Annotated in this window: 18 protein-coding genes; 10 read left to right on the top strand and 8 right to left on the bottom strand. The window is 29.4% G+C overall.

Annotated features, from left to right (window positions below; genetic code table 11):
• The 7 genes from ABDZ60_RS15495 to ABDZ60_RS15465 all read right to left on the bottom strand — a co-directional run.
• Window positions 1–149 (bottom strand): ATP-binding protein (locus ABDZ60_RS15495; RefSeq protein WP_425544863.1); only part of this gene is annotated, 149 nt, incomplete at its 3' end.
• Between the two features lie 44 nt (window positions 150–193).
• Window positions 194–634, bottom strand: coding sequence for a hypothetical protein (locus ABDZ60_RS15490; protein WP_343779268.1), 441 nt, complete (start codon window positions 632–634; stop codon window positions 194–196).
• Between the two features lie 12 nt (window positions 635–646).
• Complete coding sequence (istB, locus tag ABDZ60_RS15485) at window positions 647–1,396, bottom strand: IS21-like element helper ATPase IstB (protein WP_343779266.1); 750 nt, start codon at window positions 1,394–1,396, stop codon at window positions 647–649.
• Between the two features lie 2 nt (window positions 1,397–1,398).
• Window positions 1,399–2,865, bottom strand: coding sequence for an IS21 family transposase (gene istA / locus ABDZ60_RS15480; RefSeq protein WP_343779264.1), 1,467 nt, complete (start codon window positions 2,863–2,865; stop codon window positions 1,399–1,401).
• A 320-nt stretch (window positions 2,866–3,185) separates the two neighbouring features.
• Entirely contained in the window at window positions 3,186–4,514 is a 1,329-nt protein-coding gene (locus ABDZ60_RS15475) for a HAMP domain-containing sensor histidine kinase (RefSeq protein WP_343779262.1), read from the bottom strand.
• On the bottom strand, window positions 4,511–5,185 hold the full coding sequence (locus ABDZ60_RS15470; protein WP_343779260.1) for a response regulator transcription factor: 675 nt from the start codon (window positions 5,183–5,185) through the stop codon (window positions 4,511–4,513). The genes ABDZ60_RS15475 and ABDZ60_RS15470 overlap by 4 nt, the downstream gene beginning before the upstream one ends.
• A gap of 25 nt (window positions 5,186–5,210) precedes the next feature.
• Window positions 5,211–6,125 carry an alpha/beta hydrolase gene (locus tag ABDZ60_RS15465; protein WP_343779258.1) on the bottom strand — a complete coding sequence of 305 codons (915 nt, stop codon included), beginning with the start codon at window positions 6,123–6,125 and terminating at the stop codon, window positions 5,211–5,213.
• A gap of 248 nt (window positions 6,126–6,373) precedes the next feature.
• Between ABDZ60_RS15465 and ABDZ60_RS15460 the strand changes: the two genes are divergently transcribed.
• From ABDZ60_RS15460 to ABDZ60_RS15435, 6 genes are all read left to right on the top strand, one after another.
• Window positions 6,374–6,940: a DUF4256 domain-containing protein gene (locus ABDZ60_RS15460; RefSeq protein WP_343779256.1), complete on the top strand. Its 567-nt coding sequence runs from the start codon at window positions 6,374–6,376 to the stop codon at window positions 6,938–6,940.
• A gap of 208 nt (window positions 6,941–7,148) precedes the next feature.
• Window positions 7,149–7,826 (top strand): response regulator transcription factor, encoded by a 678-nt coding sequence (locus tag ABDZ60_RS15455; protein WP_343779254.1) that lies wholly within the window; start codon window positions 7,149–7,151, stop codon window positions 7,824–7,826.
• Window positions 7,819–8,829 carry a sensor histidine kinase gene (locus tag ABDZ60_RS15450; protein WP_343779252.1) on the top strand — a complete coding sequence of 337 codons (1,011 nt, stop codon included), beginning with the start codon at window positions 7,819–7,821 and terminating at the stop codon, window positions 8,827–8,829. Before ABDZ60_RS15455 ends, ABDZ60_RS15450 begins: the two co-directional genes overlap by 8 nt.
• A gap of 80 nt (window positions 8,830–8,909) precedes the next feature.
• Window positions 8,910–9,593, top strand: a complete 684-nt coding sequence (locus ABDZ60_RS15445; RefSeq protein ID WP_343779250.1) for an ABC transporter ATP-binding protein — start codon at window positions 8,910–8,912, stop codon at window positions 9,591–9,593.
• On the top strand, window positions 9,590–12,205 hold the full coding sequence (locus ABDZ60_RS15440) for an ABC transporter permease (RefSeq protein ID WP_343779248.1): 2,616 nt from the start codon (window positions 9,590–9,592) through the stop codon (window positions 12,203–12,205). Before ABDZ60_RS15445 ends, ABDZ60_RS15440 begins: the two co-directional genes overlap by 4 nt.
• A gap of 249 nt (window positions 12,206–12,454) precedes the next feature.
• Window positions 12,455–13,840, top strand: a complete 1,386-nt coding sequence (locus tag ABDZ60_RS15435; protein ID WP_047001867.1) for a methyl-accepting chemotaxis protein — start codon at window positions 12,455–12,457, stop codon at window positions 13,838–13,840.
• Between the two features lie 80 nt (window positions 13,841–13,920).
• Here ABDZ60_RS15435 and ABDZ60_RS15430 read toward each other — a convergent pair whose 3' ends face one another.
• Window positions 13,921–15,285, bottom strand: coding sequence for a YjiH family protein (locus tag ABDZ60_RS15430; RefSeq protein WP_343779246.1), 1,365 nt, complete (start codon window positions 15,283–15,285; stop codon window positions 13,921–13,923).
• A gap of 303 nt (window positions 15,286–15,588) precedes the next feature.
• Here ABDZ60_RS15430 and ABDZ60_RS15425 point away from each other — a divergent pair, with 303 nt between their 5' ends.
• The 4 genes from ABDZ60_RS15425 to ABDZ60_RS15410 all read left to right on the top strand — a co-directional run bounded on the left by ABDZ60_RS15425 (window position 15,589) and on the right by ABDZ60_RS15410 (window position 24,016).
• Entirely contained in the window at window positions 15,589–15,822 is a 234-nt protein-coding gene (locus tag ABDZ60_RS15425) for a DUF2249 domain-containing protein (protein WP_016206294.1), read from the top strand.
• 229 nt (window positions 15,823–16,051) lie between these two features.
• Complete coding sequence (locus tag ABDZ60_RS15420) at window positions 16,052–16,813, top strand: MerR family transcriptional regulator (RefSeq protein ID WP_016206293.1); 762 nt, start codon at window positions 16,052–16,054, stop codon at window positions 16,811–16,813.
• Window positions 16,814–16,915: 102 nt separating this feature from the next.
• Complete coding sequence (locus tag ABDZ60_RS15415; RefSeq protein ID WP_016206292.1) at window positions 16,916–17,791, top strand: ROK family protein; 876 nt, start codon at window positions 16,916–16,918, stop codon at window positions 17,789–17,791.
• A gap of 345 nt (window positions 17,792–18,136) precedes the next feature.
• The gene (locus ABDZ60_RS15410; protein ID WP_343779241.1) at window positions 18,137–24,016 is read left to right on the top strand and encodes a GH92 family glycosyl hydrolase; all 5,880 of its coding nucleotides are present in this window, start codon (window positions 18,137–18,139) and stop codon (window positions 24,014–24,016) included.
• The last annotated feature ends 140 nt before the right edge of the window (window positions 24,017–24,156 follow it).

Below are 24,156 nucleotides of genomic sequence, written 5' to 3'. Positions count from 1 at the left end.
CTAGCTTCTAGCCTGTTTTCATTGTAGGCGTTTCTTAAGTTCTGAATTAAATCGTGACAGCTAATAAAGTAAGTGAGGAATCTTTTACTTGCAGCCTCTATTCCGATAGCGGTAGCTAAATGTGTCTTACCTACACTGTAGATTGTCAACTACTTTTGACCCACTTTTGCAAATAAAATTGACCCATCAATATTTAACTTATAACGCTAAGATCATACCCGCTTTCGCGTAAGCGGCCCATATTAATTTCAATACTTTTGGTACTTTGACTAATTTTAATATACTTAGATATCTCTATAAGCCTATCTTGAAGTATATCTATATTTAGTTCAGCGATAGGATCTTTATAATAAACTTTCTCAGGAAAAGATTCTGCAACTTTTGTAGCATCATCTTTTCCTTTGTTTATTAAATCATCCATACTCATAAAGGTACTAGACTCATCAGCGGAAAGTTCATATCTCTTAAATGTCCTATTATATACGTAATTAGTATATTTCTTTAATAACCTAACAAAATAGTCATAATTAATTGAAGTAGTATTGGCAACAAACTCCTTTGCTGCTTTTTTTCCTTCATTATTAAATATATGTATAAATTTTTCATAATCTAAATCTTTATGATCAGGTTTCATTTTAAAATCCTCCTATTTAATCCCCTTTACTCTATAGCTATCCCCTGTTATACTTATTAAGTGACAGTGATGCATTAGTCGATCAAGTATTGCGGTTGCAGCTAATTTGCTAGTAAATATTTTATCCCAATTACCTAGTGGTATATTGGTAGTTATTATTAGAGAGCTTTTTTCATATCGTTGGCGGATGATTTGAAAGAATATGCTCTCTTTTTCTTTATCCATTTGAAAATGACCTAATTCATCAATTATTAATAGATCTATTTTTCGCAAGGCTTTAAATTTACTTTCTAAAGAGCCTTGAAGATAGCTAGCATATAACTTGTCCATAAATTCTTGAGCAGTAGTAAACAATACCTTAAACCCATTTCTACAAGCTAATACTCCTAGTGCTATACTAATATGACTTTTGCCGACGCCTGGCGGGCCGATTAAAATTACATTTTCTTTGTTATTTATAAATGTTAGTGTTTCTAAATCCCTTACTTTAGCTTCATTAATTTTATCAGGAAAGGAAAAATCAAATCCATCCAATGTTTTTATTCCCTCAAATTTTGCAGCCTTAATATTACGCTCAGTATTTCTTTCTTTTTTTCCTTTAGCCTCGATGGCTAATAATCTTGCTAAAAACTCTCTATGTCCAAGATTATTTTCGATAGCGTAAGCTATTTCTGCCTCATAGTTTAACTGAATATCTAACAATTTAAATTGCTTAAGAAGAGATTTAATATGCTCTGGTGCTGTGTTAATCATGTCTTTCATAATTAAAACTGATCCTCCTCATAATAAGATAAATCACGACTAGTTTCACTTATAGTAAGGAGTTTGTCTTCTGAATTCATGCCTTTTACAATATTAAAATACTGTGTTTTTAATACGGTTTTTATAGCTTTAATTTCATAGATATTATTATCAATACAATACTTTAAAATTAAGTCTAACGAGTCGATATCGTATAACTCCTTGAGTTTAATTATTTGACGCAGGTGATAACTAGGTTGCTTTAAATATGGAATACAGTTTTTGTAGAATATCTTCCCGTTAGAAAATGTATTTTCAAATTGTCTTATTATTTCAGGAATAGATTTTGGTGCAATATTATTTAAATCACCATAGTGAGTATCTACCGTAATCATTTTTCCCTTATCCTTAATAATTTCATGAGATGCAATTATATCTAAAGCTTTATTAAATATTTCTAATTTATATCCTAATGTTATTCTAAATGATACTTTTTTACCTACATATTCAACAGGTACGCTATACTTTACAGCATCTACAGAAATATATGAATCTAAACTTACTTTTCTCTCTTTAAGGTCACAAATTATAAAAAGTTTACTTCTTAACGGTATTAAATGTGGAGATTCTTCTAAAAAGAACTCATTTGTTATTCTTAGCGTAGTTCTGTGGACAGAATTATTAGCTTCCTCTATAAATATATCAGCAGCTTGATTTAATTCAGTCATAGAATTAAACTTATTTCCTTTCACAAATTGTTCTTCAATATATTGAAAAGGTCTCTCTACTTTACCTTTGGTTCTCGCACTGTAAGGGTTGCAGGCATTTAGAGATATTCCTAGATAATGTGCTAATCTTAATGCATTAGTATTAAAATTAACTTCATCTCCAGCTTTATTAGAATCTACTAAAGCTTTTGGGTTATCTATTAATAATTCTTTTGTTACTCCTCCAAATTTCTTAAATAATAAGTGTATTGCTTCATATATAGCTTCGTCGTCGCAAGACTTAGAAAATATAATAGCTTTTTTCCTTGATGCTGATAAAATTAATGAAAAACAATAAACTGTTATTTTTTCTCCACCTATAGTCATTACATAGTGTGCCCAATCAAATTGTGATTGATCACCTAAGGGTGTTTCAATACGTTTTGTAGCCTTTAATGGAATATTAATTTTATCTTCTTTTAGTTTATTTAAATATCTGTATACCGGTGATATGCTTCCAGCATACCCAATTTTCTTTAACTCTCTGTAAATTCTTGTACCAATGAAGTTATATTCAGGATCAAGGTACCAAACTCTGATTTCTTCTAGATAAGCATCAATCTTTGTTTCATATTCTCGCTTCCTATAATTAGGCTCTTCTTCAAATCGTATTAATCTTTTAACTGTATTTCTGGATATTTTTAATTCTCTTGCTATTTGCCGAATCGGAACTCCTTTCTTATACATTGTTTTAACTGTTATCCAATCTCTCACATCTTTCACCTTTATTCCTCCTAATCTTTGGTTCAAAGATTAGGATAGTTTATCCATTATAGGTGGGTCAACTTTACTCGTTAAAGGTGGGTCAGTTTTAAGTATAAATCAACAATGTGGGGACGGTAGTATTGACGTCAGATTGAAATAAGGCGTAGAATTAAATAAATATATATAAGTAAGAAATCAGGACTGATAAACTTTATCAGTCCTGATTTTTTGTGTGCTTAGTTAAGAAATAATATTTATTTTACTTTAGAAGCAGAATTCTTCTAGAACTTTTACTTATCAGCTTTAATGGATCCTTTGTGGATTAACTCTAACTGTTACTAAGCAAGCTCAACAGTAAAGTTTGTACCAGAACCATATTCACTTTTAAAGTAAATTTTACCATTATGAAGTTCCACAATTTTTTTTGATATGGCGAGTCCAAGCCCGCTACCGTCATTTGAACGGGATTTATCGCCCTTGTAGAACATATCGAAAATTCTAGGTTTGTCTTCCAGTGCTATGCCTATACCATTGTCTATTATTTGAAATTTGATTCTATCTTCAAGTTTGTTCAATAGTATTTTTATTGTTCCACCATCCCTGGAAAACTTGATTGCATTTGTGATTAGATTTATCCATACCTGTTGCAAAAGTTCCTCATCACCAGAGTATTCAAGCTGTTCCATTTGTAAGTCAAGATTAATGCCCTTAAAGCTCCATTTATTTTCAAGGAGCACTATCACACGGCGTATCTGTTCATCTAAGAAGAATAATGATGATTTTACAACAATAGCCTGATTTTCAACTGTAGCAAGTCTCAGCAGATTGCTGCTTAAGTTACTTAGCCGCTCAGCTTCTAAAATAATTATATTGATGTATTCATTAAAGTCCTCTTGTGATAACCTTCTATCTCTGATAAGTTTTACGAAACCAGAAATGGCGGTAATAGGAGTCTTAAATTCATGAGAGACATTTGAAATAAAATTTTTACGTAGATACTCCATGTTTTTAAGCTCAGTGGCCATTATGTTAAAATTTTCAGCAAGCTGGCCAATTTCATCTGAACTTCTTGTTTCTACTCGAATATTAAAGTTTCCTGCTGAAACCTCTTTTGTCGCAAAGGTCAATTTTTTGATTGGCTTAACTAACATGCGCGCTGCTAGTGCTATTAACATTGAATCCAGGCACAGACAAATAAGAAGCACATAGGCAGTGTTTTTGAAGTTTTCTATAAGGTTAAAGCTGGGGTGAATGATTACCACCTTGCCACCAGCACTTATACCTACAGCAGGCATAAAACGGCGTTTTTTTAGCTTCTCAAATTTAACTGTTTTACCGCTAAGTATTTCAGTATATTGATCTTTTGAAATGGCATTTTTATAGTCGGAGTTATTTTGTATATCTTCATAGCTTGAGAATATATCTATTAAGATATAATTATCCTTCAGAAGCCTTTGAATATCATAAATATCAGCCTGGTAGCTTTTATGGAAACTTTGGAAATTCTCAGCCTTTATCAAGAGCTCAGAGTTTATGTTTTTTTTCATTGTATTCCATCTTGTAGCAAAAATAATTGTAAAAGCAATCATGCAGCTAAAAAAAAGCATACCTAGAAAAGTAAAAATCAGCTTTAAATAAATAGACTTTATACCTAAATACCATTTCATAATTTTTTTTCCGCCTTATATCCGAGCCCTCTTATTGTGACTATTTCAAATTCTTTAAGCCCCTCAAATTTTTCTCTTAACCTTTTGATGTGAACGTCTACTGTTCTTTCATCCGCTTCCGTATCCATGCCCCAAATATCATCCATCAATTCTTGCCTAGTAAATATCCTTTTAGGATAACTTAAAAGCTTAAAAAGCAGATAAAACTCTTTTTTGGGAAGCATATAGGTATGAAGAGGGGTTTTGACTTCCAAGGTATCATAGTTTAGTTCAATACTGCCAATTGATATTTTATGTTCATTGCTGATTTTAGCACGACGGAGGAGAGCATTGATACGGAGTACCATTTCGTTCATGTCAATGGGCTTAACCATATAATCATCTGTGCCTGCACGAAAACCTCGTTTCTTGTCTTCAAATGTGTCCTTTGCAGTAATCATAAGAATAGGTAAGTCGTAATTCGCTGCCCTTAAGTCCTCAGTTAGGGTAAAACCGTCCATTAGAGGCATCATAATATCAGCAATCATAAGGTCAATATGATTATTTTCCATAATCTTTAATGCTTCTATACCATTTTCCGCATGTAGTATGTTAAACCCCTCAGGTTCAAGATAAGCGCAAATAAGCTTTCGAATGCTTTTGTTATCGTCTACCAATAAAATATTTAGCATAATTATCACCCATTTTAATTATAACTTATTTATATATACTTTTTATATAGTCTTCCACCTCATCCCAAGCTTTATTCGCTTGATCATTTACTGGAAATAACATTTGAAAGTCATGGAACATTCCATCATAAGAAGTTTGTATAACTTCAACCCCAGCTTTAGTTGCCTTTTGAGATACATTTACTGTATCCTTTAAAATAACCTCATCTCCGCCAACCTGCATTAGCATTTTAGGCATACCAGAATAATCTCCATAAATAGGAGATATATAAGGATTTTTTGGATCGTTGTCGCTAATATAGGCTACGTCTGCCTTTCTATAGTCTAAATTAGCCCATGCAGACATTGTTATAAGGGCAACAGGCATATCAATATTATTATCCCTTAGGTATAATGCAGTAGCAAGAGTAAGACCACCACCAGCAGAATCACCAGCAATTATTATATTTTCTGATTTATAACCATTGTCTAAAAGCCATTGATATGCATCTACAGCATCATCAAGTGCAGCCGGAAAAGGATTAGCTGGTGCAACACGGTAGTCTATGGTTAAAACTCTAGCACCACTGATTTCTGAATATTTTACAGCTGTACGTTGATACATAGTTGGATAGTCTGCCAATGACTTTCTATAGGCACCTCCGTGAAGTTGCAAAATTACTTTATCAGTAGTTGAATTTTCAGCATAAACCCAATTCATATTTAATCCATTATGATTAATATTTTCTAAATTGAATCCTTCTGGAAACACCCATTCATCATTTAGCTCATCTAGAATTTTTGTGTTTTCGTTATTCTTTAAGCCTTCCAACTTACTTTTAGAAGCTTCTTTCACTTTATTTTTAATGAGGCCGCATCCACTTAATGAAAAAATTACAATAACTATGGCTGCTATAACGAAATATAATTTTTTACTGGAAATTTTTTGCTTGTTTTTCATAAATTAATCCTCCAATTTGATACAAATAAATATTTTTGGCTTTGTAAAAGAATTAAATAATGTTCTTTTACAAAGCCTTATTTTAAACTTAAGGTTTGCTATGTAGTTATAGTAAAACCTTTTTATGAACTGAATATGAACTAGATTTTAGAAATATATTTGTTAGATTTACTAAGATTATTATAGGCTTTTGATAAATTATAGGGTATTATAAAACTAATAATTTTATCTGAAAAGGAGGTTTAGTTATGGAAAATGAAAAAAGAGAGTTACCACAAGAGCAATGTGAAAAGCTACTGAATATTTTGAAAGGCCGTTTCGAGAAAAATATGAGTCGTCATAATAATCTCGATTGGGATAAACTACAAGCAAAACTTGAGGATAATAATGAAAAACTTTGGTCACTCAATGAAATGGAAGTTACTGGTGGAGAACCAGATGTTATTGGTTATGATGAGATTACAGGTGAATATATTTTTTATGATTGTTCAGTAGAAAGTCCAAAGGGGCGTAGAAGTGTTTGCTACGACCGTGAAGCATTAGAATCTAGGAAAGAGCATAAACCTAAAAATAATGCTATTGATATGGCAGCATATATGGGTATTGATATTTTAACAGAAGAACAATACCGAGAACTACAAAGGATTGGAAGCTTTGATATTAAAACTTCAAGTTGGATTAAAACACCTACTAAAATTAGAGGTCTAGGCGGAGCAATCTTTTGTGATCGTCGCTACGATACTGTTTTTGTGTATCATAATAGTGCAGAATCATATTATGGCTCTAGGGGATTCCGTGGTTCACTTAGAGTCTAAGTTCAAAGGTTTCTAATTGAAATTTAAAGTGTATTTTAAGTTCTCTCAAACTATTGGGTTTGAGGGAATTTTTCTTTTTCACTGTTAAACTTACTTTATAAGAAGCAGCAAATAAAAAAATATATGCAAAATAAAATGATGAATATTTAATATGCCTTTATTTTGTCAAATGATATAATAAGATTAATTTATTAAATGAGGTGATAACTTGAAGATTTTAGTTGTTGAAGATGATAAAATAATTGCCTCTGGTTTAGAGTATTCATTAGAAAAGGAAGGCTTTAGTATAGTCTTGTGTCATGATGTTGAATCCGGGAAAAAAGCTTTTATAGAAAATGAATTTTGTCTATGCTTACTTGATGTATCTTTACCAGATGGCAGTGGTTATGAATTATGTAAAATTATAAGAGGAAAAAGTGATGTACCTATAATATTTTTGACTGCTTGTGATGATGAAGTAAATGTAGTTATGGGACTTGATATAGGAGCCGATGATTATATAACTAAGCCATTTCGTCTTAGAGAGCTTATATCTCGCATAAAATCAGTATTGAGAAGATATAATAAGGAAGATGATTCAAGTATATTTATTGAAATAAATAATTTAAGAATAAATACTCTTGAAGCAAAGGTTTATAAAAATGGTAAGGAAGTTAATCTTACCGCATTAGAATATCGTCTATTATTAATTTTTGCAAATAACAAAGGACAGGTTTTATCAAGAAGTCAACTCTTAGAAGGGATATGGGATGTAGTAGGAGATTTTGTAAATGATAACACTTTAACAGTGTATATTAAAAGAATACGTGAAAAGTTAGAAGATAATCCTCAAAAACCTGCCATCATTAAAACAGTAAGAGGACTTGGATATAAGGTAGGTGATTAATATACTTAGAAATAAAGAAATTAGGGTTTTACTTACATTAATAATAGGAGTATCAATAATAGGTGTAATTTTATCCTCTATAATAAATCCAGTATCAGGGATTATAACTTTTATAGTTGCTTTTTTAATAATATATTTAGCCAATTTATTTACTTTAAGAAGATATAAAGAAATTGAAAAGTTATCTGGATATTTACGTAATATTAGTAATGGAAATTATTCAATGGATATTAGAGACAATGAAGAAGGTGAGCTTAGTATTCTTAAAAACGAGATTTACAAGGTTACTCTGATGCTTTCAAAACAAGGGGAATTTTTAAAGAAAGACAAGGAGAAATTAGCAGATGCTATTTCAGATATATCCCATCAGTTAAAGACACCTCTTACTTCTATGATGGTTATGATAGATTTATTAAGTGAAGAAAATTTAAATTTAGAAAAAAGAATTGAATTTACTAAAAATATAGAAATGCAGCTTGAACGTATGGATTGGCTTCTAACATCATTATTAAAACTATCTAAAATAGATGCTGGCACAATTACATTTAAAAAAGATAAGGTAAAGGTATCAGAACTTATAAAAAAAGCAATGAGTCCATTACTTATTCCTATGGAACTTAAGGAACAGAAAATAATTGTAGATGGAAATGAAAACACATCATTTACTGGAGATTTGAATTGGAGTATAGAGGCAATTGTTAATATAGTGAAAAATTGTATAGAGCATACTAAAAATAAAGGAGTAATCTCAATTTTTTATGAAGAAAATCCTCTATACACTGAAATTAAAATATTAGACAACGGAAGTGGAATAGAAAAGGAAGACTTACCTTATATTTTTAAAAGATTTTATAAAGGTAAAAATGCAAGTGCTGGAAGCGTTGGTATAGGGCTTGCTATGGCTAAAAGTATTATAGTAAGTCAAAATGGAGATATAAGTGTTAGAAGTAAGAAAAATCAAGGTACAGAATTTAGTATAAAATTTTATAATAAACAAAAGTGACTAAATTGTAATAAATAAGTCACTGTATAGTCATCTTAGACAGATATACTTTAGTCATATAAAAAAATGGAGGTTTTACAATGGAAATAGTAAGAGTGGAAAACCTGTCTAAGCAGTATGGCAGTGGGGAAACAGCGGTAAAGGCACTTAATAATATATCTTTTTCTGTAAAAAAAGGAGAGTTTGTAGCAATAGTAGGGCCTTCAGGCTCAGGTAAATCTACTTTATTGCATATGCTTGGAGGTGTAGACAAACCTACAAGTGGAAAGGTTATTATAGACAATACAGATATATATAGTTTAAATGAAACGCAGCTTGCTATCTTTAGACGTAGGCAAATAGGTCTTATATATCAATTTTATAATCTTATTCCTGTACTTAGTGTAGAAGAAAATATTACTCTTCCACTATTACTTGATGAGCATAAAGTAGATGAAAAGCAGTTTAATAATATAGTAGATATACTTGGTTTAGAAAATAGACTAGATCACTTACCTAATCAGCTTTCAGGAGGTCAACAGCAAAGAGTTTCTATAGGTAGGGCTTTAATAAGTAATCCTGCCATTATGCTTGCAGATGAGCCAACTGGAAATCTAGATAGTAAAAATAGTAAGGAAATTATTGAGTTACTTAAAATGTTTAATAAAACATTTAGTCAAACTCTTATTGTTATTACTCATGATGAACAAATTGCTTTGCAGGCAGATAGAATCATTGCAATAGAAGACGGTGAAATTACTAAAAATGAGGTGATCCGTCCATGAATATTATAAATAAACTAACTTTAAAGCAGCTATTATTAAACAAGAGACGAACTCTTGTTACTATAATAGGGGTAATAATTTCAGTTGCAATGATTACAGCAGTAGCTTCATTAGGTATTTCCTTTATGGATATGTTGAAAAGACAGATTATATCAGATGAAGGGGAATGGCATGTTCTTTATCAAAATGTAAACAAAACCCAATTAGAGGCAATAAAAAATGATGATGAAACAAGAAGAGTAATTCTAAGCAGAGATTTAGGATATGCTTTTTTAGAAGAAAGTCAAAATGATAATAAACCATATGTTTTTCTAAAAGAGTATAGTAAAGAAGGATTTGAAAACTTTCCTATTAAATTAATAGAAGGAAAATTGCCTGAAAAGGCAAATGAAATTGTGATTTCTGAAGCTATAATAAAAAATGCAAAGGTTAACTACAAAATAGGTGACACTTTAACCTTTGATATTGGGAAAAGGCATTTTGAGGATGAGGAAGGTAATGACTCAATACTTTCACAAGTAGATCCATTAAGAAGATATAACGGTACAGATCAGGAAGTTTTAATAAAAGAAAATACAAAATCTTATATAATTGTAGGAATAATAGAAAGCCCTAAATGGGAGTACACTTGGTCACCAGGATATACAGTCCTATCATATGTTGATGCAAATATTATGAACTCAGAGGAAATGGTGAATGCATCTGTTATTTTAAATAATATTAATTCTAAACTATTTGAGAATGCAGAAAATTTAGTATCTCAAAATGGAATAGAAGAAGTAAAATTTAATAATGAGTTATTAAGATATTATGGTGTTGTTAAAAGTGATAATCTAAGAAATATGCTTACTACTCTATCTATCATTATTATAACTATAATAATGATTGGTTCCATATCTTTAATATACAATGCTTTTGCAATTTCTGTATCAGAACGTTCTAGGCATTTAGGTATGTTATCAAGTGTTGGTGCAACTAAGAAGCAAAAGAGGAATTCTGTGTTTTTTGAAGGTGCTGTTATTGGAATATTTAGTATTCCTATTGGAATTATAACAGGGCTAGCAGGTATAAATATTACCTTTAAGTTTATAAATTCTATGCTTAAGGGAGCATTAGGATTAACTGAAAATCTAAAATTAGTAGTATTACCAATAACAATTTTAACGGCTATCATGGTTTCTGTAATCACTATTTTAATTTCAACTTACATACCTGCAAAGAGAGCGTCAAATATTTCTGCTATAGATGCAATTAGACAAACATCAGATGTGAAAATTAAAGGTAAAGAAGTAAAAACATCAAAGTTAACAAGAAAAATATTTGGTATAGAAGGAGAGCTTGGATTAAAAAATCTTAAAAGAAATAAGGCAAGATATAGGGCAACCGTATTTTCACTAATTATAAGTATGATTTTATTTTTGGCAGTATCTTATTTTACATCAAGTCTTAAAAAGTCTATATTGCTTACTCAAGATGGAGTAAATTTTGATATAACAGTATATTTTAATGATAAAGATAGAACAAAACAAGAGGATATAATTAGGAAAATAACATCATTAGATAATATTTCAGAATATAATTATATTAATACTCTTGATCTTCGCTCTTTGATTAAAGAAGAGTTTATGTCTGACTATGTAAAAGAAAATAAAAAAGAATCTTTGACTAATGGAAAGTATCCTTATGATATATCCTTAAAGGCACTGGATGATAAAGCTTTAAAATCCTATGCGAAAGAGGTTGGGATTGATTTTAATAAATTATTGGATACAGAAAATCCGTCTGCAATAGTTATTAATACAGTAAGATATGAAGATGGAAAAACAAATAGATATATTGAAGAAAAGGCTATTAAGACAAATATAGGGGAAAAGCTTGATTTAGAATTTTATGATTATGAAGTTGATAAAGACGTCACAGTTGAAGCAATAGAAATAGCGACTCTAACAGATAAGGTTCCCATGGGAGTATCTTCAGTAAGTTATGGAGCAAATTTCAATATAATTGTATCAGAAGATGTTCTTTATAAAATAGCAGAAGCAAATAAGAATATAGCTGAAAATATTAATAGAACTCTTTACTTAAAAAGCAATAATCCTTTAAGACTTCAAGAGAATATCGAAGAAATTCAGAAGGCATATGAACAAGATGAAATATCTGTTTATAATCTATATATGGCTAGACAGAAGGAAGAGCAAATGGTCTTAATAATGTCAGTATTCACATATGCCTTTATTTTACTTATTACTTCGATTTGTATAGCAAATATTTTTAATACCATATCAACTGGTATTGCCCTTAGGAAAAGAGAGTTTGCAATGCTGAAATCTGTGGGAATGACACCTAAAAGCTTTAATAAAATGATAAATTATGAAAGTTTATTTTATGGAATAAAGGCACTATCATATGGTCTGCCAATAAGCTTTGTTGCAATGTATTTAATACACAAAACACTTATGATTAAATTTAGTTTTGGATTTGAAGTTCCGTGGCTTAGTGTTTTAATTGCAATAGTAGCTGTATTTGTAATAGTTGGAGCAGCAATGATTTATTCTAGTAAAAAAGTTAAAAAAGAAAATATTATAGATGTATTAAAGCAGGAGATTATATAAATTTATAAAAGAAAATAAGTAGAATAAGAAGATGATTTCTGTACTTAACAGAAATCATCTTTTTAAGGTTTATTTAATATATAGTTATTGCAAAATATAATTTAATTAAGATTTTAATTCTTAATATATTACTTTGTAGTTAACTTACTAAAAGCAGTCTTTTAGCAAATTTAACAATAATATAGAATATTATGTAAAGTTTTAGTATAATTAAAAAATAAAAATAAATTTTCTTATAATGGAGGAATCATGATTAAATTTAGAAGGAAAGTAAAGGCACAAGTACAATCTCAGCATGAAGAAAGTAGCTCTATAGATAAAAGTATATTAATAAATGCTATAGACAATCTATTAAATGACAAAGCTACTTATATAAATGAAAAGGAAGTGGGATCAAAGGAAGTTTCAGATAAATGGAATAAGTTGGTGGACAAGCTAAAAACTGAAAGAACTAATAATTTACTTAATATCAATTCAATATTAACAGAAATGACAAAAATGACTTCACTTAGAGATACTATAAAAAGTACTAAAGTCCAAACAGAGCATTTACATAATCTTTTGAATAATAGTAAGGAATTATCAGCATCTAGTGAAAATATGGCAAACATATCTCAAAATGTTGCTGCTAATGCTAGAGATATTAGCTTAAGTACAGAAGCTGGAGTAGAAAAAATAGAAAAGTCCATGGAATTTATGATTAATTATTTTGAAGAAACTAAAAAGATTAATAATGAGATGAATGAAGTAAAGAAAAAGACAGAATCTATAAATCAAGTTATAGAGATATTAAAAGGCATAGCTAATCAGACAAACTTATTAGCTTTAAACGCAGCAATTGAAGCCGCAAGAGCAGGTGAAGAAGGAAAAGGATTTGCTATAGTTGCAGATGAAGTAAGAAAGCTTGCAGAAAACACCAAGATATCTTTAGAGCAGGTAAAAGATGATGTTATTCATTTAAATAAGGCTATAGATAATTCTTCAAATCAAATTAAAAGTTCAATTAATCAATTAGATACAGGTAAAAATATAATAAATGAAGCCTTAAATGAAATTCATGAAATATCAGATTCTATCCATAAAATTGATGAAACTATAAGCCAAGTAACAGCAAATGTAGAGGAACAAACAGCTGTTACAGAAAACTTAACTGATGGAGTTGAACAAATATCTAAAGAAGCAGATTTTATAGAAAGTAAGAGTAAAAGCCTTGGGGAATATGTTAATGATACAAGCAAGCATGTCCATGACTTTAGAGGAAATTATTTAAATAACAGAGATTTTGTAGATGAGAGAGCAATAATTGAAGTTTTTAAAACAGACCATTTAGTTTGGAAATGGAGAATTTACAACATGTTCTTAGGATACGAAGAATTAGATGCAAAAAGGCTAGCAGATTATAAGGACTGCCGTCTAGGTAAATGGTATTATGGAATTGGATGTGAAAAATTTAAAGATGTAAAAGAATTTAAGGATATGGAAGAATGTCATATAAAACTACATGAAACAGGCAGAGATGCAGTTAATGCTTCTAACGAAGGAGATATGGAAAAAGCAGATATGTATTTAGAAAAAATGGATATATATTCTGAGCAGCTTTTCAAATCATTAGATATTCTTAAAACATTTATGTAGCCTAATATCAATAAGGGTATGTAATAATATATATAAATATTCATATTAAATTAAAAAAGGTTGTTTATAAACAACCTTTTTTAAAACAGTATGTTTGCAACTATAACAATTATAGGAAGTATAATAATAGTTCTTTCTATAAATAATATTACTAGTTGTTTAAATGATACTGGGATTTTTGAACCAAGAAGTACTCCCCCTACTTCAGACATATATATTAATTGAGAAACTGAAGTACAAGCTATTATAAATCTTGTCATTTCATTAGTTATAGTGTTTGCTGCCAAAACAGATGGAAGTAGCATATCAGCAAAACCAACAACTAAAGTCTGAGATGCCGCAACAGCTTCTGGAACTCCTAAAAGTTTTAAATATGGTATAAAAGGTGTTCCTAAAACTTGGAACACAGAAGTATATTCAGCTATTATTAATGCTGAAGTAGCCATTGCCATAACAACTGGTAACACCGAAAACCACATATCTATTACATTTTTTAATCCATCTATAAAAAATTTCTTTATATCAGAATTTTGTGAGGCTTTTTCTAAAGCTTTTTTATATCCCCATGAAAGAGAATTATATCCATCAGGAACTGATTCATCTGCATTTCCTTTTTGATTATTATAATATGTATCAGATATTTTATTTAATGGATATATTCTAGGAATTATTACAGCAGCAATAACTCCAGAAAGACTAACTGTTAAATAAAATGGAATAAATAAATGAGCTAGCCCAACTGTATCTATTACAATTAAACTAAAGGTTATTGATACAGCAGAAAAGGTAGTTCCTATTACAACTGCTTCTCTTTTAGAATAAAATCCATCTTCATATTGCTTGCTTGTTAGCATTACTCCAAGAGTTCCATCTCCAAGCCATGATGTTATGCAATCAATAGAAGAACGACCTGGAAGCCTAAAAATTGGTCTCATAACTTTAGTAAGCATTGTCCCAAAAAACTCCAATAATCCAAAATTCAAAAGTAGTGGTAGCAATAATCCTGCAAAAAAGAATATAGTAAACAATATTGTAAGTAAATCATTTAATACGAAAGATCCAGTTATGTCACTAATTATAGCTTTAGGCCCAAGGTTAAACAAAGTTAAAACACAAAATATAGTACCTATTAGTCGAGCAAGTAGCCAAAGTGGGCCTACATTAAATAAATTATTTAAAAATTCGCTTTTTACAATAAAGTTTGGTTTAAATATTTTTGCTATTATGCTTATTAATGTAGAAATACAAACTGTTAAGGTTATTATAGAAGTTAACCAGTTTTGAAGAATATTAGCTAATAAATTAGATAATATTGCAACAGGTATTGTTATATTTCCTTGAAATTTAATTGGAAATATAAATAAAATTATCCCCATTAAAGATGGAATAATAAAAAATAATGAGGATTTTAGTGAAGATCTATCTTTATTTAATGTATTATTCATTGTTTCTCCTTTATACATAAAAATTAATATTTATACAGCGAATTCTATTTTAATATGATTTATACCTAAAATCAATAAATATTTTAAAGGTTATACAATTATTAAATGGTAATTTTGTTATTTTCTTTATACCTATAATAAATACCAAGGAGTTTTATTTTTTGAGAAAAAATTCAATAGCTTTTAAATCTTAAATCTTAAAATTAAACTATTTATAGCTATATATGTGATTGAAATCACATAAAAATTCTATATTTAGATATAATATATAACCTATAAACTATATTATTGGAGGTAGAAACTATGTCAAGATTTAATGCACAAGTAGATGCACGTATATATTCACCAAAGGAAAAACATGCTGTAATATTTGATACTTTTAATAATCTAAAGAGTGGAGAAGAAATGGAGTTATTAAATGACCATGATCCAAAACCACTACATTATCAATTTTTAGCAGAGTACACTGAACAATTTGAATGGGAATACCTTGAACAAGGCCCAGAAGTATGGCGTGTAGCTATTAAAAAGAAATAGTATTCATATGATATGCTCCTCTTATAATAGACATATAAAATAATAAAGTGTCTATTATAAGGGGAGTGTTTTTTATACTTTAAGAGATTATATAAAAAAGAATATTAAAAATTAATGGTTTTACTATGAATTTTATTAATTTAGATTATAATAATATCATGTATAATGGAAATTAATTTGAAAATTAGTATATTAAAATTTGAAACTACAATAAAGAAAGGAGTTTGAAATGAAGAAAGAATTATTTACAGTTAAAGATGTTGTTCAAATAACAGGGATAACTCCAAGGACATTACATTACTATGATAAAATAAACTTATTAAAGCCAGGACGAGAATCGAAAAATAGTTATAGAGTTTACGATATAAACGATCTAGAAAGACTTCAAACTATTTTATTTTTAAAGGAAATGGATTTGACTCTAAATGAAATATCAGATATTATGCAACTTCCTAAAAAAGAACAAAGTAAAATACTAGAAATGCATTATGGAAAATTGAGACGAAAGGAACAACGATTAAAAACAATTATTAATGCATTAGATGATTATTTGGCAGGCGAAGAATTATTTAATTTAAATATATTTAATGATTCAACAGTTATACCATTACAAGAACAATATAATCGTGAAGCTAAGATAGTATATGGAGAAACAGAAAAATATAAGGAATATGAAAAGAATATAGAAAAATTATCTGAAGATGAAAAAGTTAATTTAAATATTGAGTTTAAAAATAATATGGAAAGCTTATTTAAAGAACTAGCAGGATATATTAATGATTCGCCTTCATCACATAAGGTTCAAAACTTAGTTTTAAAATGGAAAGGCTATTTAGAAAAATATATGACTTGTGATACAGATATACTAAGATGTATTGCAAGTACTTATAAATATGATAATAGATTTAAAAAATATCTTAATCAATTCAGCGATAAGGATTTAAGTGATTTTCTTTACAAATCAATTATATTTCATTGTGAAAATTTATGATATTTATAAGATAAAACCAAATTACAATAGGCTGGAGTATTATGTTTTAAAAAGTATATTTGGTAGTTTAAAATATATGTATATAATAAGGGGGAGTTAAAAATGTATTTAATAGGAATTGACATTGGAGGGACAAACTTAAGAGCGGCAATAATATCAAAAGAAGGAAATATAATAGAAACATTTAAAACTGAAAATGAGGTAATAAAGGGGCCAGAATATAATTTGAATAAATTAGTTAATCAAATAAAAGGTCAATGGAGCAATTATGAAATAGAAAAGGTAGGGGTAGGTGCACCGGGACCATTAGATTTGAGAATAGGTAAATTATTAAATCCAGTTAACTTAAAGGGCTGGGAAAACTTTAATATAAAAGAATATTTAAGTGAAAAATTAAGCATACCTGTAAAGGTTAACAATGATGCTAATATAGCAGGATTTGCAGAAAGTTTAGTAGGAAGCGCAAAGGAATGTGAATCAGTGTTTTATATAACAGTTTCTACAGGAGTAGGTGGGGCTTTAATTATTAATAAGAAGATTATAAATGGAGCACATAGTCAAACAGCAGAAATATATAATATGATAATAAATGAAGACAAGTATAGCCAAGGAGGATTAAATAAAGGTGGGTTAGAAGGTCAGTGTAGTGGTGTAAATATAGCCAGAATAGCATCAGAAGCGTATAAGAAAAAACTAACCACAAAAGATGTATTTGATTTATATGAAAATAATGATGAAAAAGCTGTTCAGATAATAGATAAATGGATTGATAATATTTCAATTGGTATTGCAAATATAATAGCTGTAGTAGATCCAGAAGCTGTAGTTATTGGTGGAGCAGTATTAATATATAATAGTTATTTATTACCTAAAATTATTGAGTGTACAAAAACTAAGGTGGCAGATCCAGCAATGGTAGATATAAGAATAGCGCAACTTGGGGATAATGCAGGGCTTATTGGAGCAGCAATGTTATAAAATAATAAAATATAAAACAAGCTAAATTCAAGTGATAAAATTTAAATTTAGCTTGTTTTTTTTATATTATAAATAGCTATTATATAGAAGGTATAATTAAAAGTTTCAATAATATAAAAAACACAAAAATTTTTAAAAAGCTATATATTTAAAATGTAAAAATTTTTACAAAAATTGTATCTTTAAAAATGTAAATGCTTTCATTACTATATAGATGAAGAATCATAAAATTTTAAATTAATCTTCTGTTATACAAATGTAATTTAATTAAAAGATGGAGGTGATTGATGAGGGTAAGAGTATAAGAGGTAATTGAAATAAGTTTACAGAGAAAGGAAGAATAGAATGAAAGCTAAGGGGAAAAAGATACTTACTACTTTTTTAGCTATGACTTTAACTGTTACGACTATTAATTACTCAGCAGTATTTGCTAAAGACCTAACAACAAGTGCAAATACAAAACCAGAAAAACAAATACTATTTGAAACATCTTTTGAGGATAATGAAACAGATAAAAACTTTTTAAATTCTATTATAGATGAAAAAAGAGGAAGTGAAAATGTATCAGGATTACCAAAGGAGATAGTCATTGACGGAAGTATTAATGACAAAATAATATTATCTAGTATTCAATCAAGTAGAAAATACAATGATAACGAAATTCCTTCAAATCTATTTGATGATGCAACAAACACAAAATTTTTAGCTTACGATCCTAGTGGAATAAATAGTACAAATAAAGCTTGGGTTTCTTTTGAAGTGAGGGAAGGAGTAGTAATTGATCGTTATCAAATAGTAGCAGCTAATGATGCTCAAGAACGTGATCCAAAAGCTTGGACTTTATTAGCTTCAAATGATGGAACAATTTGGGAAAACTTAGACAAACAAAATAATCAGGTTTTTTCAGCTAGATATGAAAGAAAAGAATACAAAATAAACAATGAAAAAGCATATAAGTTCTTTAAATTAGAAATTACAGAATTATATAAAGCTAATAATAATATGGCTCAATGGTCAGAACTAAACTTAGGAACTGGAATAAAGGAAGATGCAGAAACCGTTAGTAAAATGACAACAGCTATTACTAGAGGGCCTTCAGGAACATGGAATCAAGCTTCAGGAAAAGGATGGACTGGAACTAAAGCAGTTGAAATTTCAGGGATTCATAAAGGAAATGAGAGAGCATATTCCTATAATGTAATTTACAAAGATTTAGATGTAAAAGTGGATGAAGACACAAATTTAAGTTATACTATTTTCCCAAGCATACTTGATGAAAGTGACTATGACTATGATTATACTCAAATGCATATTGCAGTTGATATAGAATTTACTGATGGTTCATTTTTAAGTGATTTAAATTCAATAGATCAATATGATACTAAGTTAAATCCTAAGGCACAGGGAGAAAGTAGAATACTAACAACAAATCAATGGAACTATATTGCAAGTAATATAGGAATGGTTGCAAGTGGAAAGACAATTAAAAATATTTTAATTGCCTATGATAATAATGATAATCCAAAAGAAGTTGATGCAAAGTTTAGAACTTATATTGATGATTTAAAAATTTATAATGAGGAGCCAGTTACCTTTACACATAAATCAGACTACGTCAATATTTTACGTGGAACAAATGATTCACCAAGTTTTTCACGTGGATTAACAGCGCCAGCAGTAACAATGCCTCATGGATTTAATTTCTTTGCACCAGCTACTAATGCATCCGATAATAAGATTTATAATTATCAATTGAATGGTAATACATTAAAGCATATCACCATTTCTCATGAACCATCTTATTGGGTTGGTGATCGTGGAACATGGCAATTTATGATAAACACCTCAGTTGATTCTACAAAAGTAACTAGCGCAAATCAAATAAATTCATCAGCACGTCAAGCAGAATTCACTCATGAAAATGAAACAGCAAAAGCACATTATTATTCAGTAACTTTTAATGAAGGCTCAAATGCAAGTAATTCTACAATGGAAGTTACACCAACTGTACATGGTTCAGTTGCAAGATTTACATTTGATACGGATTCACAAAACAGAAATATAATATTTGATTCTACAAGAGCAAATGGAACATTAAAATTTAATAATGATGGAACATTTGAAGCATCAAGTAGTCATAATAGTAATGGAATGCAAACCATGTATATCTACGGTAAATTTTCCGAAAAACCAAGAAATACATCAGTTCAAAATACTAAACAAGGAATAGCAAGCTTTAATAGCGAAGTTATTGAAATGAAACTTGCTACTTCATTTATAAGTATAGATCAGGCAAAGAAAAATCTTGAACTAGAAATTACTAATAGTGATGATTTTGATTCAATTTTTACTAAGGCACAAACCACATGGGATGATACATTAGATATGATAGACGTTAAAGGTGCAAGTAAAGATCAATTAACAACACTATATTCTAATTTATATAGATTAAATGCTTATCCTAACTTATTATCAGAAAATACTGGAACTAATGATAATCCAATTTGGAAGTATAAATCTCCATATGGAAATCATGATGTAGTAGAAGGAACATTGTATTACAATAATGGCTTTTGGGACACTTATCGTACAGCATGGGCAGCATATGCACTATTTACACCAGAAAAGGATACTGAACTATTAAATGGTTTAGTTCAACATTATGTTGATCAAGGTTATGTACCAAGATGGATAGCACCAGGTGGAACTAACTCAATGGTTGGTACAAGTTCAGATGTTATATTTGGTGATGCTATTGCTAAAGGAATAGATTTTAATTGGCAAAGTGCTTATGAATCAGCAATCAAAAATGCAGCTGTTGTTTCTAATAACTTAACAAATGGTGGGCGTGCAAACTTAAACAAGTCTATTTTTGAAGGTTACACAGCTCATGATTCACAAGGTGAAGGTTTCTCATGGTCAATTGAAGGTTATATAAATGACTATGGTCTTTATCAACTTGCTAATAAATTAGGATATGAAGATGAAGCAGCTTATTATTTAAATAGGGCATTAAATTACACTAAATTATTTAAATCTACTGGTGATACAGTAAATGATAAATGGTTAAGAGGAAGAAATGCTAATGGTGATTGGTCATATTCAGATGAAAACTTTAACCCATTTTTCTGGGGGGATGATTATACAGAGACTAATGCATTTAATATGTCAGTATCTGTGACTCAAGATGGTCAAGGATTAGCCAATCTATATGGTGGAAGAGCTGCTTTGGCAGAAAAGATTGATACAATCTTTGAAACAAATGGAGACTATTGGGGGTACGGTGCAGTAGAAAGCATAGGAGGTATCCACGAACAAAAAGAAGCAAGAGAAATAAAATTAGGGCAATATGGTCATTCAAATCAACCTTCTCACCATATTCCATATATGTATAATTATGCTGGTGAGCCATGGAAAACTCAAAAATATGTAAGAGATATATTAGATCGTGCATATGTTGGAAGTGACTTTGGACAAGGATATATTGGAGATGAAGATAATGGAGAAATGAGTGCATGGTATATTTTCTCTGCACTAGGATTCTATCCAGTATCTATGGGTAATGATGAATATGCAATTGGTTCACCATTATTCGAAGAAATGACTGTTCATTTAGATAATGGTAAGAGTATTACAGTAAAAGCTAACAATAATAGTGATGAAAATATTTATATTCAATCAATGAAATTAAATGGAAAAGATTATAATAAAAACTATATAAAACATGAAGATGTCGCAAATGGTGCTGTAATTGAATTTACTATGGGAAATACACCTAATACAAATTGGGGTTCAAGTGAAGAGTCATTACCTACATCAATTACTAAAAATGATGAAATACCAAATCCACTAGAAGATGTCACTACACCAGGGGTTCAAGAAGTTGGCGAACCAAACGGTGATGTACATTTTGAAAGTGTTTACTCAAATATATCAGAAGCTAAGAAAATATTTGATAATGATTCTAATACCTCAGCTACTCTAAATGTTAGTGGCAATAGTGAAATTATTTATAGCTTCATTAAGCCAACTAAAGTAAATATGTTAACATTAACTTCTGCAGATAAGGGAGAGACTCCTACAGGTTATAGATTAAGTGGAAGCTATGATGGAGTTAAATGGGAAGCTATAGATGAGAGAAATGATTTGAAATTTGAGTGGAAACGTTATACAAGGCCATTTAATCTACCAGAAGAAAAAATTTCTGGATTTACACATTACAAATTAGAACTAAAAGGTGGAACAGATTTAGCAGAGGTAGAACTATTAGGTCAAGAAGGAGATACTTCATCAATTGATATAAATGTACTAAATAAAATGATTATTAGTGCAAAAACAATTAATCAAAGTAATTTACCTCAAGCAGCTAAGGATCTTCTAAATAGTGCAATTGAAAGTGCTGAAGCAGTGGCTAATAACGAAAATGCTACTCATGAGGAGATTGTTACTCAATATAATTTATTGAGTAATGTTAGAAGAAGAATTAATTCAATTAGGATTGCAAAGGACATTATTGAAGCAGAAGAATTTAATGATAAACATTCAAGTATAGTAAATGATGGAAAGAACATTGGAGGGGTAAAGAAAGGTACTTGGGTAAAATACAATGACATTGTATTTGCTGGTAATGAAGATACTTTAGAAATATTCTATGCTGCTCAAAACAAAGATGCTGGCGGTTATGCAGAGGTTCATATTGATAGTATGGATAGTGAAGCAGTTGCAAAAATAGAACTACCAACAACTGGTGAAAATTGGAGTAATTATGTTCTTGTTGAGGGAGATTTATTAAAGAATGTAGAGCAAGGACTGCATGATGTGTATTTAGTATTTAATAATGATACTGAGAAACCATATGTTTCTAATGTAGATTACTTTAGATTTGGAAATAAAATTGAAGCTAATGTAAATATAATTGGCGACGGTAAAGTAAATGCTGGAAATGCTTATGAAGGCAGACCGTATACAATGACCTTTGATGGAGATGTAACTTATGTATTTGTAAATGGTGTATCAGTAGAATTTGATAAGGAAAATAAATCATATACATTAGATAAGTTAACTTCTGATACTAAGATTGATGTTATATTTGGAGAATTAGTTCCTCATAAAATTGAAACTGATATTAAAGGTGGAAATGTAACTGTTGAATTAAATAAAGGTCAAGCTATAGGTTATGAAGAAGTAGTATTAACAATTAAAAATATTGAAGAAGGAAAACTTTTATCAGTAGTAAAGCTTAATGGAGAAAATGTAACTATTCCTAATGCTGTTGATGGTGTTTATACTATTAAATTATTAATGCCATTTGAGGATGCAAAAATAGAAGTTATATTAGAAGAACTTGTTGAGATGGTTAATGTAAAAGTAAATCCTTCAGAACATGGAACAATTACCACAACTGCAGTAGATAATCAAATTGCTAAGGGCAAAGATTTATTAATTACTGTTACTCCAGAACAAGGGTATAAATTAGCATCATTGATTATAAATGGAGAAGATATTACAAAATTTGTAGAAGATAACAAGTTGACTTACAAAGAAGTAAATGAAAATTTAGAAATCACTACTACATTTGTTCTAGATACAAATAAAGAAGATTTAAATAAATTAATTGCTGCTTTATCTAATGAAAAAATTATAGAAAAGCTATTAGATGGTGTTAGTCAAGATATTGTTGATGAATTCAATAAAGCCTTAAGTAATGCTAAAAAAGTAAGTGAGAATATTAATTCAACACAACAAGCTATTGATGAAGCTGCTTCTACTTTAAGGACTGCAATTCAAAAAGTAATTGATTTTGAAAGAGTCAATAAAGAGGTCTTGAAAGATTATATAAAGGAAGTAGAAAACTTAGATTTAAGTAAATATACAGATACAACTATAGCTGAGTTTAAGAATGCCTTAAATAATGCAAAGAATGTATTAAATAATGATTCAGCTACCCAAGATGAAGTAGATAAAGCTTTAAGTAAATTAAAAGCAGCAAAAGGGGCTTTAACTAAGGTAAATGAAAATCCAGGTACAGGAAACCCAGATCCGAATCCAGGTACAGAAAATCCAACTCCAAATCCAGGAACAGAGAATCCAAATGAAGGAAATGGAAAAGGAAATGATGATTCATCACTTCCAGGAACAGGAGATGATTCCTCACTAAGCAAGTATATGTATGTTATGATAAGCTTAAGTGCTGGATTATATTTAGTATTAAAAAAAAGAAAATAAATAATTGTAATGAATAATTAAAAAAAGAGGTGAAGTATTGAATTTATACTTTATCTCTTTTTTATTATCTAAATACCAATTAACAGGGGTATAAAAAATGTGAAAACTTTTACAAAAGTTAAAAGTTATAGCATTTAATT

Origin of the sequence: Clostridium sartagoforme (genome assembly GCF_039521405.1) — a bacterium.
GTDB classification, from domain to species: domain Bacteria; phylum Bacillota; class Clostridia; order Clostridiales; family Clostridiaceae; genus Clostridium; species Clostridium sartagoforme.
Note: the sequence above shows the minus strand (reverse complement) of the source record. Positions and strands in the feature narration are given on the sequence as shown.